Source organism: Methanogenium organophilum (assembly GCF_026684035.1).
In the GTDB taxonomy this organism is placed as follows: domain Archaea; phylum Halobacteriota; class Methanomicrobia; order Methanomicrobiales; family Methanomicrobiaceae; genus Methanogenium; species Methanogenium organophilum.
This window is the reverse complement of record NZ_CP113361.1, coordinates 1,512,019-1,525,732: the sequence shown is the minus strand read 5'-3', so window position 1 is coordinate 1,525,732 and position 13,714 is coordinate 1,512,019. Positions and strand designations below refer to the sequence as shown.

Sequence of the window (13,714 nt, the reverse complement as noted above, 5' to 3'; positions counted from 1 at the left end):
ATTATGGCTGAAATCAGAAGTATCAACGTTTTTTCATGTGCAAAGATCTTTGCCGCAGTATCCCTTGTGCTTGGGTTTATTGCGGCTGTGCTGGCAGTGCTGGTCGCAATATTTGGTGTTGCTGCTGCTCCGTTCTATCCATTGCCCGTAGGAGAGGCGACCCTTGTCTGGGCGATTGTTGCGATCCTTGTCCTGACAGTCGTCTATGCCATTATCGGGTTTATCACAGGTGCCATTGTCGCCGTCATCTACAACCTTGCGGCAGGAATATTCGGTGGACTGAAGATAGACTTTGCAGACACTGAGGCATTGGTAAAAGAATCAGAAGGGGATCACGATCGCAGTTATGAATAACGCACCAAACCTTCCATGTTATTCAACCGTCGACAGGGTCTTTGACCACCGGCACCCAAGGGACCTATAAGGCCCCCTATATCTAAAAAGAACAGATCCTGATGTTTGGTATGACATCCCCCCGCTGTTCACGTTAAAAGAAAATAGACCACACCGGTTGAGACAAACGCCATAATTGTGATAATAAGGGCCACCGGCCATACAATGCCAACACTCCCGGTGACAATCCCTGCAAGCTGCGTAATACGTTGGGATCCAAAGACCACGATATCCGCACAGCAGGCAGTCCCGCCGGCACTCTCTGCAGGGGCCAAATCCTCCCGGGCACAGTCCACCGCTTCACGCACAAACGGCAGAAAAAGCGCAAGCGGGACTTTCCACCCGACCGGATTTTTTCCGGACGCCATATTAACCACATGGGTGTCACTGGTGCTTATTTCGCATTCATCAGATTCCTGAATGAACAGATCCCGAAGTTCCTCACGGATACCGAAATGAAGATTGTTTCCGTCAAAGACAAGCCAGATAGTCTCTTTTCCCTCAACCACTGTCACCATTGCCATCACTCCCAGGTCACCAAATCCCTCCTCATGAGTAAACGGCACATCCAATTGCGAAAATCCGATGGAATAGGGGTACTGGGGCTCCCCCACAAGCGCCTTACAGGCCGTCGCCGCCGCCTCCCGGTAATCTTCTGCGATACGGCTTCCCAGGAGTACAGGTGGGGGGAGGTCGATGAAGCTGTTATGGGCATCTGCAAGGACGACATGCCGGAACCAGCGTTTACCCTCCTCGATAATCGCAAGACCGACTGCATACTCCACATCATCGGTGATATTGGGTGACCGTGTAGCAGCAATGAAGATCGTGTCGCCAAACGCCTGAGCAAGGACAGAGACAGAACCGGCTTCATACCGCTGTGCATGGGTAGCAGTTGCACACCAGTCCAGCGGCTCCTTCTGTGCATCCCGGATGGATTCCGCAATCGTCTCCACTTCAGATGCAGAGACCGGGTTAAAGTCATGGGTGGCCATCCCATGGAATACCAGCGCCCGACCGTTCATACTTTCTGTCAGGATGCGGGGCAGTGCAGAACCACCAATTTCCCCGAGCGGCCCCGGATGCAGATTAGGGGCGGTCACTGTCATCGCTTCACGCCCATTTCGACGGAAGAGAAGCGTTCCGAAGACGACTGTCACAGAGTCTCCCATCTGCCTGAAGAAATCCTCCAATGCGGTTGAACCCTCAATCATATGGGCCATAAATGCATTGGCAAACCCAAGGGGGGAGAGGCCAAGCGCCTGTTTCATCGGCCGTTCCAGGATCCAGATGAAAGCCCATGTCGCGAGGCAGAAGAAGATGTGCAGCGGAATGACAAAGAGAGCAAATAAATCTCCCAACAGAAGCCATCCAAAGAAAGAGGCAACGGCTGTTTGTGTCAGCGCAGGGATCAGGATCTGTCGGAAATGATGATCAACAATTGCTGCGAGAATAAGGATTCTAAGGAAAAAGACAATCCCCTGTGATGCGGCAAAGAAGAGAATGACAAAGTCTGTTGCAAGAAGCAGCACCGGAGAGAGAGTGATGAGAATTGTCACAATACAGCTGCCCAGCGCAATGAGGGCCGACCAGTCAGGCGTGATGTCATTTCCACCCCTTCGCACAAGAGGGGGTGTCACACATGTGGCCACAAGGGCTGGTACCGTAAAGAGCAGAATGCCCGCATAGGCAACGATCTCCGAGTGTCTGGTACCGGCGAGGACCAGCATCAGCTCAATAGCCCCGCCAAGAAGAAGGATGAGAAGGACAGAACGGCGCCAGGAAGGGGCCTGCATGATCAATGCAGAGAGGCCTTCCAGCTGAGACGACGAGTCAGCAACCATAAAGTATGCGAACGTGGCACATACATCACCAAATAGCTTTCGAACCAGAGTTTACCAAAGGAACAAGGGTTAAAGAATGCATGGATACCATTAAGCGTCGTCAACCGTAAGATTTGCATGATCTCAATGGAGGATCTCTGGATATATTTGGGAATAGCGGTCGTATGCATTGCAATCGGCTGTGCAGGAGGATACTATGGTTTCTCACTTCACTTTAAAAAACGGTTTCTCGCCGTGGCGGATGAATGCAGGGATGTTGATTCTATTGAACCGCTCATCGATGAACTGGAACGGCAGAGTTGAATGAAAGGAGGGATAAATGGTTGAACTATTAAGTGCGGGGCTCCTCGGAATCGTATCGCTCTGTTTCGGCCTCCTTGCAGGCATTCAGATTGCGCATATACATTACTCCCGGCGGCTTACAACACTCGCAAAAAGAAGTATCTATTCAAAGACGATTGCACCAGTACTTGTGGCAGCAGAAGAGGAACGTGCTGAAAAAAAGTAAGCTGCCACTCACCACCCCCAAAAGAGGCATACAACCGCATGCCCGGTCAAAGATTCCGGATGAAAATACGGACAGAGCGTCCACTCCGGTATTTATCCATTCGTCAATACCTGAAACGTTAAAATTCAGCACATTTTCACATATTCTCTTTTTTTCCGGATTGTCGATATCCGTAGACAGACGAGGCTGCAAGCAGGAAGAATATACCGACACAGGCGGCAATGAACACTCCGATGAGGAAGAAGACTGCCTCCAGTCCAAAGGCATCGGCAACAAGGCCTCCTGCAAGAGGGGCAATTATACCGCTTGCACCACGAACGGAGTTGTAGATACCCATGGTTGATCCCATGCCAAATTCCCGGCCGGCCTCCACCATCGTGGCACTCACCGCAGGGAAGAAGAAGAGAGCCCCCACAGCATTCACAAATGACACCAGTAGGAAACTGGTGAGTGTGGTGCAGAACGGAAATACTGCAACGGTCGCGGCAAAGATCAGGGCTCCCGGAATGATGAGCACACACCGGTTGGCACGGTCGCCAATACGACCGAATACCATCTGAAGAATACCCGCCACAAACACATTCAGTGATATGATAATTCCTGCGCCTGCGGGCGTGATTCCAAAAAATGGTACAAATAACGGGATGAAGACAAGGATACCTATCATGCCGAATTCACTCGCAAACGACAGCATCATGGTGCCGCCATAGAGCGGATGGAGGAGAAGCCCGCGAAGGGTTTCCCGACCCCCCCGACGTTTCGGTTCAGGTCTACAGTTCCCATGATCTTCACCATCACCGCCCCAATTCTCTGCATCTCTGACGCTTCCCACGGCGGACAAAAATATCCGTTCTTCAGGGAGAAAGAGGACAACGATCAGACAGGAAAGGGCGGAGAATGCCATCAATGCATAGAAGGCCGCGGAGAATCCAAAGAGGTCATAGATGACGCCACCCATCAGGGGTCCGGCCCCAAATCCGAAGAGCATCGAGGCCTGAAACCGCGACATGATGCGGGCTTCCTCCCCTTTGCCCGCAATCCCGGCCAGATACGCCATTGCAACCGGTGCAACCATCGCTGAGGCTATCCCGTGGATAAATCTGACAATAGTGAGCAGAAGAACCGTGGGGGCGATGATATACCCGAGAGAGATTATCGCATAAAAAAAGAGTCCGCCCGCCATCAGGTGCTTTTTTTCATACCGATCAGACAACCGGCCAAAGATGGGCATACATACAGTGCGTGAGAATGAGAATGCCGCAAATACTACACCAATCCAGAACGATGATGCACCGAGGGTATCGGCATAGACCGAGAGGATTGGTACAACCATACCAATACCCACGAGAGAAATAAAGACGGAAAGCGATATCACCACAAGGATACGGGTTTTGGTGTGCGGGGTTACCGGACACGGCGTGGGTTGAGCAGGGTTATTCACGGAAATCTCTCAGGTACGAAATGTGATTCAATCTATCGTTGTCACGCATGATAGCCGTATTCTCCAATGCATTCCATCAGAGCAGAACCATACATACAGGGATTTACCTGAATCTGCATCTTCCGCAGGTGGAACGACAGATAAAACGGATGAAGGGTCTGTTGCATGCCCCACCGGTACATGTGACAGTCGTCCGATACCCGGATAAAGGAATCATGTGGGATCGTTTGTTGGTTTCGGATTTTTGATAAAGAACCCTCCGACAAAGATCAGCAGAAAGAATATTGTTGCCCATTCCGAATGAATGAAATAAGCGGCGACGATTACAATCACTGACACTCCCGCTGTCAGCAGTCCCCGCCAAATCCCGTTTTGTATGGTTGAATCCGACAGGTCATCCGCAACCAGACGCCTGCCTCTCGCTGCATAAAACCAGCTGAGGGTATAGGACAGGCTGATCACCATAATATTTGCCGCATAAATCGCGACTGCCAGAGGATATTCTGAAAAGTCAGAGTTCAGGTTTGTGGTGAACGGGATAAGGGTGATGAAAAAAAGGCTCCCCATATTGAGCCAGATATAGAGACTATCAACATGGACAATGCTGTTCATCTGCCGGTGGTGGACAACCCAGAATATGGACAACAGGACAAATGAGAGAGCGTAATTGAATATTTGGGGGACAGCTTCATGCAGGGATGAATAAAATGTGCTGCTGTCAACCGAACCCGAATAGAGGCCTGTTCCAATCATCAGAACTGAAAGAGTGAGTACAATTGCGTATATACCATCCGTCAGAGCTTCAATCCGATTTTTCTCAAGAATATTGGTGAATTTGCTGATATTTTGCATATTGATACCCCGGACGCTTCCAGTCCCCATATGTTATTTGTTTATTTCATTCTCCAGAATAAGAAACGTGACGATTTAGTATCAGGACGCCTGCCCCTCATCCATAATGTATCCTGAAGAGAGAGAAATACACCGGGCCGGGACATATTCCGGATACTCAGCCAAAAGTGCGATTCCTGCTTATCTGCTGCATCGGATACCATTTAGTATCATAATAGCAAAACAGCGCATTGTGGATTCATTCACGCATGCATTTGCAATAGCAATCCCACTGCTTCTTGCAGGTAACGCAGCCCTCGTCCCCTTTGCCATTATTGGTGCGGTAATCCCGGATATTGACGCAACATTCTTTATCATCCCGGATGACGAACCCTCGCAGTATATCTTCACCCATGGCGGTGTTACCCACAGCATTGTTGGTGCGACACTCCTCTCCCTGGTGATATTCTGCGCTCTATACTTCCTCTCCGGCATTTCCTGGTTCGGGCAATTCTTTCCTCAAGAAGTCACCCTAATGGCTGGTGCTGCAATATTTGCAGGTGCTATGTTGCACATATTCCTCGACTACCTCGCCTATCCCGGCATCCCCCTTCTCTGGCCATTTTCAACAGAGAAATTCACAGTGGGTATTTTCCCGGGTCCGTCCCTTCCCATTCTGTTTCTGAGTCTGACCCTTTTCGTTCTCGTCCTGACCGGACGAGCGGGAGAACGGCACTACACAGCATACCTGGCGATATTTTTGGCAATCATACTCGTATATGGAGGAATTGCTGCATATGCCAATATAGAGACCAACGGGGAGGCCATTCCCACCATACATCCCACACGCTGGATCACAATTGTTGAAACAGACGAGTCCTTTATTGTCCGGCCATACTCCATTCCGGACGGAACAGGCAGGGAAACCGTGTACCAAAAATACCTGAATATCACTCCCGACGAACTGGCAGGAATTGCGATGCTGCCAGAGGTGAAACGGCTTTACTACCACTCATACATCGTCACAGCTGAACGACGGGGCGATCAGATTCTGCTCCACGATCCCCTTAGGGAGGAGAAAATATTCCGCTATCCACTGGATCATTCATCCCTTCTGATACCAGTGCCGGAAATCCGCTCCTGAAGAAGGGAGGCACATGCCCCAAAAAAGATGTGTTATTCTTCGTCCAGCACACTACGGACCGTGACAAAGACCGGGCCGCGTAGATCAATTTTTTTATTGTTGTCCGTGATGGTGCGCATCACATAGTTCTCAATTTTCAGATTCACATCGGAGGGAATTTTTGCCATCTTGACCTGCACACGGGTGCCTTCACCGGCACAGGCGGCCTCCTCTATGCGTGCGGCGGCGAGGTTCGCCACTGCTTCCAGATATGAGATCCCCGCGGACGCACCGTTGGCCCTCACCTTTGCGAACTTTTTCGTGTCCGGCACCCCAAGAATCTTCCCGTTTTCGACATAGACATCATTGAAGACCGCCGGGCCACAGAGACGGGAATTTTCCTCTTCTTCCTCGACAAAGACACGAAGACGCGTTCCACAGCACTCCCCGTCCCATGCCTCAAACGAACAGGGACTTTCTTCTGAGGCATGAGCGGTTGCAACCTTCTGAATTGCTTCTGCCATGAGGATGCCTTCCCGTGTCTGCGGGGCTTCCCGCAGATCGATGCCTCCGGCAAGCTCTGCATCCGTAAAGACCGGTGGGAAGAACTGTGGATGGGTGAGCTGGCGAACATCTTCAGCCTGATACTCGATCATAGCGAGGCGCTCCACGCCGAGGCCCAGATTCATCACCGGGACACCTACCCCGTATTCTGCCAGAGCAGAGGGCGAGTACATGCCAAAGGTCGCGACCTCCACCCAGCCATGCACCGGGTGGCGGGCGTACACTTCGGTCTGGGTGTCAGGAATATAATATTTCGAGCGCTTCTCATCCGGTCGGAACTCAAAGTCCTCGAATCCGAATGCCTTCAGGAGGGCAGCTGCAACCGCCTTGCCGTCTTCCACCGTCACATGCTCCCCTGCAACGATACAGGAGGCGGAGTGATAAGTCATCAGGCGGGTCGGGCCCTCTTCCTGTTCGCGGCGGAAACACCGGTCGATGGAGAACTGCCGGATGGGAAGGGGCAGACGGTCCCACATCGCACCAAGGGAAAGGAACCACCCGGAGGTCATATGGGAGCGCAGGGTCGTACGGGATGACTCCGGTGTCAGTGCACGAAATTCCGGAAATACCTCATCCATGATGCGTACGACAAGAGCATCGTCACATACCAGCACCTTTGAGAGTTCATAGGTGAGCTCATCACCGTCCACCTCTGCCTTCTTGTATGCATGGAGGGTTTCACGGAGATGTGCTTCTCCCTCTTCACCGAGACTTTTCCCGAGAATCTCCTCAATGCGGAGAATTCGCTCCTTGCCGATTCCCACGTTCGGGCGCGGCAGGCCGCCAAGATAGAAGACACGATCAAGGACCGCGGATGCCTCGGGCCCAAACTGGCGGTATACATCACTTTCATCGATAAAGAGCGGCACCCGTGCCTCGTCAAACCCGATAGACAGATAGACTTCCCGCAGCCGTGCAGTGGTCTCTGCGATTGGATGCCGGCGGGCGGATTTATACTGGAATCGGGGGTATTTTTCACCCGCCCCAACCGGATCAATAATCTCCGGCCCTTTATTCCAGGCATGTTCAAAGTCACTGCGTGCTAATTCCCGGTATTCATCTGGACTAAATTTCATATTATTCACCGCGTGTGAGACAGACCACCCGGGACACCGGGCTTTCATCGTAGACTTCGTAATCACAGTATTTCGTAATTTCGTTTGCAAATGCCGCTACATACTCATGGGTCGGCATATGCGCACGGGTAAGCCTGTTACGCGAGTAGCCAAGATACATGTATCCCTTCACCTCGACATAAAGGGGGCCCGCATCCTGAATGAGGCGGGCGTACCCCTCCGGACTGATATCATTGAGCCCCTTGACAACCGTAATGCGTATCGCTGAACGCCTGCTTCCCAGAAGGGAGAGACTCTCTGTTACCTGCTCCCACGAGTCCTCCATCGGGCGGCAGACACGCTGGTAGGTCTCCTCGTCAGGGCCATCCAGAGAGACATAGGTCTGGTACGGACTGCATTTCCGGACCATATCCGGCCGGGTGCCGTTGGTGACAAGGAATGTCGTAAATCCGGCGTCGTTCAGGAGATCAAAAAGACGAGGCAGTTGTGAGTAGAGGGTGGGCTCTCCGGAGAGGGAGACGGCGGCCATATTCGGCGCAAGTGCCTCTTCCCAGAGTTTCCGGTCGACCACACTGTTTGCAACCGGATTGTAACCGGCAAGCGCCTTCTTCTGGAGAGGATGCAGACGCTCCATGATGACCTCCGGCGGGCACTCCTCCTCTTCCACCACCTCATACTCCATTGACCGCCAGCAGAAGAGGCAACGCTGGTTGCACTTCAAAGTCGGGGTCATCTGGACACAGCGGTGGCTCTCAATGCCATAGAACTGTGCCTTATAACACATATCCCCGCCGCGGAGGGTGCGTTTATTCCACATACATGGCTTAAGGGCCGCAGACGATCGGGGAGAAAAAAACTGATAGCCCTGTTTCAAGAGGGCCTTACATGCTTCTGACTGCATCGATACCAAGGGTTTCGAGCACTTCGCTCAGGGTATTCTGTGCCGCTCGGACGAGGGTCAGCCGGGCATCCCGCACCTCCGCCTCAGCCTTGAGGACCGGGTCGGTGTGGTAAAACGCATTGAAGAGATCCGCAAGGTCACGGGCATAGATTGCAAGATGATGCGGGCGGAGTTCATCCACCACCGTCTGCAGCACCACCGGGAAGAGCCCGATGTGCTTTGCGAGTGCAATCTCGGCATCGGTTGTGAACTCATATGCCGGGGTGAACTCCCCTGCCTTTGCAAGGATGGAACAGGCACGTGCATGCGAATACTGGATATATGGGGCACTCTGGCGTTCAAAGTCCAGCGCCTGCCGCCAGTCAAAGACCGTGCTCTTCTCCTGCGAAACACGGACAATATCATAGCGGACTGCACCGATGGCTACCGATGCAGCAATGGCCCGGCGTTCCTCCTCAGGCAGCTCGGGACGGCGAACAGTTACTTCATCAAATGCCTTCTTTGTCACCTCATCGATGAGTTCATCAGCGGAGATAAACTTCCCGGCACGGGTGCTCATGGACCCTTCCGGAAGGCTCACAAACTCAAAGAAGACGATCTCCGGTGCCGTCTCCCCCAGAAGTTTCATCGTCGCCTGCAGTTGTGCACCGATAAGCTTGTGATCTGCTCCCAGCACATCAATCAGGCGGTCAAAGTTCTCGCCCTTCCACGCGTGGTAGGCAAGATCACGGGCGGCATACACACTCGTCCCGTCTGAACGGCGCAGTACATACTCCTTCTCGAACCCGGCTTCAGTAAGATCTACTGCAAGGATGTCATCATGGGATGCTTCGGGCAGGGCCTCCACCCGATCGAGGATCCGAACCATCGAACCATCCTGTACAAATCCGGACTCCCAGACAAACCGGTCATGGGTAGCATGGAGCAGATGTAAGGTGGCCTTAATCCCTTCTGCACAGAGAGATACCGCCCGGCGGAACTTCTCCACCATCTCAGGATCTCCCTGTTCAATGAGACCCATGCGCCGGTCGATCTCTTCTTTTATTGCAGGATCTGACTCAATCGCACGGTTTGCCGCCACATAGACACGAGCAATGTAATGATCGTCTTTTTCGCCTTCATTCTGCGGAATATCAAGATAATCAAATCCCCATGATACGATTGCAATCTGACGGCCCATATCGTTCAGGTAGTACTGAACATCGATGTCATACCCGGCCTTCCGGAATACCCGTGCAAGGGTGTCACCGATGACCGAATTTCTGATATGCCCCACATGCAGGGGGCCGTTGGGATTTGCCGATGTGTGTTCAAGACATACCCGCCCCGGCACATCGGGCAGACGCCCATAGCCCGGCTGAATAGCCTCTTTAACCACACCTGCGACATATGAAGGGCCGAAGACAAAGTTGATGTACGGCCCGATGGTTGCAACCGTAATGCCCGCTTCTGCGAGCGTCTCCTCGATAGCTGCAGTAATCTCTCCTGCAATCACTGCAGGATTCTTCTTCTCTTTTTTTGCGAGCGCAAAAGCTATAGTCGATGCAAGGTCCGCATGATCCCCGCCATCGCCAAGAAGCACATCGTCTGCTCCTGTCGCATCTTTCAGGGCTGTCTCCACAGCCTGGTATGTATCCTGGTACATTTAGTATCCTGTCCTGTATCGCAGTATAGCAGCAATTCCGCCAAATGCATTGTAAAGGATTGCTCCTTCTTCAAAATCGTCAGATATGATCATCACACGCGTTGCGCTTGCGTCCGCGAGTTCTGTCAGTTCATCGATGATGTCTGTCTCTTCTTCAATATAGAGCGGTGCCGTGCACTTCGGGCAGTTTCCAAGGTCGATATCATTTGCAGACTTGCCCGGCTCTACCTGCACAGTTTCATCCTTTGCATAATCACAACTCTGGCACCTGACATGGAGTCGTTCTTTGCGCAGAGTCGCAGAGAGGAGCAGCGTATCCACTGCACCTATTTCGAGGTTCTTACGCACCGATTCCTCTCCATATGCAGAGGCGCTGTCATCTTTGATCAGTTCTTTTAAGAACCGGTCCATGACAGTCTTCTCCTTCATCACCTCAACACCACGAAGGGCATCCTGTGCATTGTCGACCAATTCTGCAAGACCGGATTCATTGGTGTATGATACGTCAAAAAGACCAATGAGGCGTTTCTGGAGTTCGTGGTGGAGGTATCCACCGTCTGCAAATTCTTCCTTTGTGGGCGTGGGGCCACCGATCAACACACCCTTGAAGCGATTGTAGAAATCCGGTTCTGCCATGAAGACATCAGTTGCGCGGTCTGCGACCTTTTTGTAATATTCATTAATAGCAATCAGGCGGAGACGCTGGAAACGCATGGCTGACTGACCACCTTTTCGCTGTTTTCCGGGAACCGTAGATGTCACACCGGAGGCTGGCTCAATGCGGTTTCCGCGCAGGAATCCAAGGAATGACTCACGACGGTCGATGACCAGAAGCCCGTACACCTCCTTTTCAACGAGCATCTGCTCCATCGGTTCGAGTTCAAAGCGCGAGGAGCACCGGTACATATAGAGCGGCACAACATCAGGAGGTTCGATGATGGTGCAGTCCATATTCGTGCGGTCGCCGCCGATCTTGATCGCCCCGCAGAAGATGGCAAGACCATGTTCTGGCGGCTTGTTGTAGTATTTCAGACGCGAAAGAATCGAGGAGATGGCACTCTGAACATTCGTGCGTGTCTGTTTGCTCTTAATATTGGAACACTGCCCGAATTCGTCACGCAGCTGGGCGGTGACATCATGTATCTGCTTGTCGGGCGGTATGTATATTGTTATCAGTTCGGTGCCGCTGCCCTCTTTCTGCTTCAGCCGTTCGAGGGTCTTTTTAAACTCATAGCGCTTTCGGGCGCTGTCCATCTCCACTTCGTCTGCCATGCTTGATTTTGCCTCCGGGTGGCAAATTGGTATTATAATTCTCTCTCAGGAACATTAAAAGGTGAGTATAGCACCGGTGATCATGGAATCAACCTCAGGGTTGATCCCGTGAGTGCCATTGAACGCCTCAAAATTCTTTGGTTCTTTCGCTGCGTTGAAGAGAGAAAGCCCGTTTTCGAACGGAATCACCGCATCCGTGGGCGAGTGAAACAGCCACACAGGTGCAGGCGATATCTCCGCCACATATGCACCGGGGTCAACGGAGCGAACGAATGCGCGAACATCTGAGTCGGTATCATCCCCAACAGAGATCTCTGAAGTTGATACACCGAAGTATCCGGCAACACCGGAGTCGATGGCTGCTGCAACTGCACCGGTCATGCCACCGTTCGATGATCCGATGATGTACACGGGCACATCAAACCGTTCTGTGAGCATCATTCTCGCGGCCACGATGTCTCCTATTGTCAGATACCACTGCGGGGTTTTACCGGAGACGAACCAGCGAAGATCCTCTGCAAGGCCACCGGTATGCCCGGCCGTTTCTCCGCCATTCCCTCGCACATCAAGGACGAGAGTTGCAATTCCTTCCTCTGCATAGGAGACCGCACGCTCCTCATGTGCTGCTGCTGCGACACCGGCACCGGGTACCAGCACCGCTGCCGCCACCGGGTCCGGGGGAGCGACGAGGAGTGCATGGACATCACCATTGTTTCCGGAGAATGTCAGGTCCGAGAGCCCGATACTATCATTGATCCCGGAGACCACGGTGGCAGCCTCAGTATATACCGGCGTGATGCCGATGATCACGAGGGCTCCTTCCTCATCAAGGGAGTAGGCAGGTGCTGCCGCCACAGTGTCAGAGGTGGTGCATCCCGCCCCCATGACCGCTGCAGTCATGCAGAAAAAAAGAACAAGCGCCATCCGCTTCATTGGCCGGTCTGCCCCCTGAAGTAATGATAGGCAAGACAGATGGTCTTCGCATCGATAATACGGCCATCCAGAATCATCTCCTCCATCTCACGGAGGGGGACCTTGACCACTTCAATCTGCTCGTCCTCGTCCATCCCGTACGCACCAGATGGAGAGAGGCCGCGGGCCTCAAAAAGATAAATAACCTCATCGGTGTATCCCGGTGCGGGGTATATCTTCCCCCGGGAGATGAGCGTGTCTGCTGCCATCCCGGTCTCTTCTATCAGTTCCCGGAAGGCAGTCTCTTCCGGTGTTTCACCGGGGTCAATCGTACCTGCGGGAGCCTCATAGATCCATTCACCGACGGCGAAGCGGTACTGCCGTTCCAAATAACAGCAGTCTCCTTCAATGGGGAGCATTGCGACCGCATGACCGGGACGGACGACACGCCGCTCCTTCACTACGCCTGACGGCAGAGTTACGGTGATAGTATCCAGCGTGATCTTCTTTTTTCCGGGAACCGGTTTCCCGGTCATTTCCGCACCTCATAGGGAATCGGATCTTCCCTGCCCACCTCACGGAAGGCTGCGAGGCGATAATAACAGGAATCACAGGTGCCACAGGCCGGTGCGCCAGAACGATAACACGACCAGGTGTCCTCATACGGCACCCCGAGGGCAAATCCCTGTTTCAGGATCTCTGTCTTGGACATATTCACAAACGGTGTCATCAACCTGATGTGCGTGGAGTCGGCAGTTCCCGTATCGATCACCCGCTGAAATGCCTCGATGAACTCCGGGCGGCAGTCCGGATACCCGGCATAATCCGAAGCCTGTACACCGATGAAGATTGCCTCAGCCCCACGGGCCTCCGCAAGTGAGGTCGCAATTGCAATGAGATTCGCATTCCGGAATGGCACATAGGTATTCGGGATACCATCCTCGCCCCCGGTATGGTCTCCTATGGTCAGTGAATCATCGGTCAGGCTGGACCCCCCGATACGACGGAGATAGTCCATATTCACCGTAAAGAATTCCTCAGCATCCAGGGATGTGGCAATTTTCCGGGCACAATCGTATTCGGTATCTTCGGTCGGCTGGCCATAGCGGAGGTGCAGGGCGATGATGCGATAGCCCATGTCTCTCGCCACATAGGCAAGCGTAGATGAATCCATCCCACCGGAAAGAAGGCATACTGCTTTCAT

The 13,714-nt window shown here is 52.7% G+C and carries 14 protein-coding genes; 4 read left to right on the top strand and 10 right to left on the bottom strand.

The annotated features are described in order from the left end of the window. Window positions 1-3: 3 nt before the first annotated feature. Window positions 4-354, top strand: coding sequence for a hypothetical protein (locus OU421_RS07600; protein WP_268185471.1), 351 nt, complete (start codon window positions 4-6; stop codon window positions 352-354). Between the two features lie 128 nt (window positions 355-482). Here the strand turns inward: OU421_RS07600 and OU421_RS07595 are convergent, their stop codons facing one another. Further along, window positions 483-2,237, bottom strand: a complete 1,755-nt coding sequence (locus OU421_RS07595) for a DUF2070 family protein (RefSeq protein ID WP_268185470.1) — start codon at window positions 2,235-2,237, stop codon at window positions 483-485. A 117-nt stretch (window positions 2,238-2,354) separates the two neighbouring features. Between OU421_RS07595 and OU421_RS07590 the strand changes: the two genes are divergently transcribed. After that, window positions 2,355-2,540, top strand: coding sequence for a hypothetical protein (locus OU421_RS07590; RefSeq protein ID WP_268185469.1), 186 nt, complete (start codon window positions 2,355-2,357; stop codon window positions 2,538-2,540). A gap of 16 nt (window positions 2,541-2,556) precedes the next feature. Beyond that, window positions 2,557-2,745 carry a hypothetical protein gene (locus OU421_RS07585; RefSeq protein ID WP_268185468.1) on the top strand — a complete coding sequence of 63 codons (189 nt, stop codon included), beginning with the start codon at window positions 2,557-2,559 and terminating at the stop codon, window positions 2,743-2,745. 136 nt (window positions 2,746-2,881) lie between these two features. On the opposite strand, the gene OU421_RS07580 is transcribed toward OU421_RS07585, so the two are convergent. Next, window positions 2,882-4,186 carry an MFS transporter gene (locus tag OU421_RS07580; RefSeq protein WP_268185467.1) on the bottom strand — a complete coding sequence of 435 codons (1,305 nt, stop codon included), beginning with the start codon at window positions 4,184-4,186 and terminating at the stop codon, window positions 2,882-2,884. Window positions 4,187-4,399: 213 nt separating this feature from the next. Continuing rightward, window positions 4,400-5,038 (bottom strand): TMEM175 family protein, encoded by a 639-nt coding sequence (locus OU421_RS07575; protein ID WP_268185466.1) that lies wholly within the window; start codon window positions 5,036-5,038, stop codon window positions 4,400-4,402. 232 nt (window positions 5,039-5,270) lie between these two features. Here OU421_RS07575 and OU421_RS07570 point away from each other — a divergent pair, with 232 nt between their 5' ends. Further along, the gene (locus OU421_RS07570) at window positions 5,271-6,161 is read left to right on the top strand and encodes a metal-dependent hydrolase (RefSeq protein ID WP_268185465.1); all 891 of its coding nucleotides are present in this window, start codon (window positions 5,271-5,273) and stop codon (window positions 6,159-6,161) included. Between the two features lie 32 nt (window positions 6,162-6,193). Here the strand turns inward: OU421_RS07570 and sepS are convergent, their stop codons facing one another. Genes sepS through queC form a run of 7 tightly spaced genes read right to left on the bottom strand, consistent with a single transcriptional unit; the run spans window position 6,194 to window position 13,714 of the window. Next, window positions 6,194-7,780 (bottom strand): O-phosphoserine--tRNA ligase, encoded by a 1,587-nt coding sequence (sepS, locus tag OU421_RS07565; RefSeq protein WP_268185464.1) that lies wholly within the window; start codon window positions 7,778-7,780, stop codon window positions 6,194-6,196. Window position 7,781: 1 nt separating this feature from the next. Continuing rightward, window positions 7,782-8,681: a 4-demethylwyosine synthase TYW1 gene (gene twy1, locus OU421_RS07560; protein WP_268185463.1), complete on the bottom strand. Its 900-nt coding sequence runs from the start codon at window positions 8,679-8,681 to the stop codon at window positions 7,782-7,784. After that, entirely contained in the window at window positions 8,662-10,326 is a 1,665-nt protein-coding gene (gene argS, locus OU421_RS07555; RefSeq protein ID WP_268185462.1) for an arginine--tRNA ligase, read from the bottom strand. The genes twy1 and argS overlap by 20 nt, the downstream gene beginning before the upstream one ends. Beyond that, the gene (prf1, locus tag OU421_RS07550; RefSeq protein ID WP_268185461.1) at window positions 10,327-11,598 is read right to left on the bottom strand and encodes a peptide chain release factor aRF-1; all 1,272 of its coding nucleotides are present in this window, start codon (window positions 11,596-11,598) and stop codon (window positions 10,327-10,329) included. It abuts the gene before it with no gap. A 54-nt stretch (window positions 11,599-11,652) separates the two neighbouring features. After that, window positions 11,653-12,531, bottom strand: coding sequence for an alpha/beta hydrolase family protein (locus OU421_RS07545; RefSeq protein WP_268185460.1), 879 nt, complete (start codon window positions 12,529-12,531; stop codon window positions 11,653-11,655). Further along, complete coding sequence (locus OU421_RS07540) at window positions 12,528-13,046, bottom strand: NUDIX hydrolase (protein ID WP_268185459.1); 519 nt, start codon at window positions 13,044-13,046, stop codon at window positions 12,528-12,530. Before OU421_RS07540 ends, OU421_RS07545 begins: the two co-directional genes overlap by 4 nt. After that, window positions 13,043-13,714 carry a 7-cyano-7-deazaguanine synthase QueC gene (queC, locus tag OU421_RS07535; RefSeq protein ID WP_268185458.1) on the bottom strand — a complete coding sequence of 224 codons (672 nt, stop codon included), beginning with the start codon at window positions 13,712-13,714 and terminating at the stop codon, window positions 13,043-13,045. The genes OU421_RS07540 and queC overlap by 4 nt, the downstream gene beginning before the upstream one ends.

Excerpts from the sequence above, each read along its gene's own strand:
- prf1 (WP_268185461.1), bottom strand. The coding sequence starts at position 11,598 with ATGGCAGACGAAGTGGAGATGGACAGCGCCCGAAAGCGCTATGAGTTT.
- OU421_RS07585 (WP_268185468.1), top strand. The coding sequence starts at position 2,557 with ATGGTTGAACTATTAAGTGCGGGGCTCCTCGGAATCGTATCGCTCTGT.
- queC (WP_268185458.1), bottom strand. The coding sequence starts at position 13,714 with ATGAAAGCAGTATGCCTTCTTTCCGGTGGGATGGATTCATCTACGCTT.
- sepS (WP_268185464.1), bottom strand. The coding sequence starts at position 7,780 with ATGAAATTTAGTCCAGATGAATACCGGGAATTAGCACGCAGTGACTTT.
- OU421_RS07575 (WP_268185466.1), bottom strand. The coding sequence starts at position 5,038 with ATGCAAAATATCAGCAAATTCACCAATATTCTTGAGAAAAATCGGATT.
- twy1 (WP_268185463.1), bottom strand. The coding sequence starts at position 8,681 with ATGCAGTCAGAAGCATGTAAGGCCCTCTTGAAACAGGGCTATCAGTTT.
- OU421_RS07595 (WP_268185470.1), bottom strand. The coding sequence starts at position 2,237 with ATGGTTGCTGACTCGTCGTCTCAGCTGGAAGGCCTCTCTGCATTGATC.
- argS (WP_268185462.1), bottom strand. The coding sequence starts at position 10,326 with ATGTACCAGGATACATACCAGGCTGTGGAGACAGCCCTGAAAGATGCG.
- OU421_RS07590 (WP_268185469.1), top strand. The coding sequence starts at position 2,355 with ATGATCTCAATGGAGGATCTCTGGATATATTTGGGAATAGCGGTCGTA.
- OU421_RS07540 (WP_268185459.1), bottom strand. The coding sequence starts at position 13,046 with ATGACCGGGAAACCGGTTCCCGGAAAAAAGAAGATCACGCTGGATACT.
- OU421_RS07545 (WP_268185460.1), bottom strand. The coding sequence starts at position 12,531 with ATGAAGCGGATGGCGCTTGTTCTTTTTTTCTGCATGACTGCAGCGGTC.
- OU421_RS07600 (WP_268185471.1), top strand. The coding sequence starts at position 4 with ATGGCTGAAATCAGAAGTATCAACGTTTTTTCATGTGCAAAGATCTTT.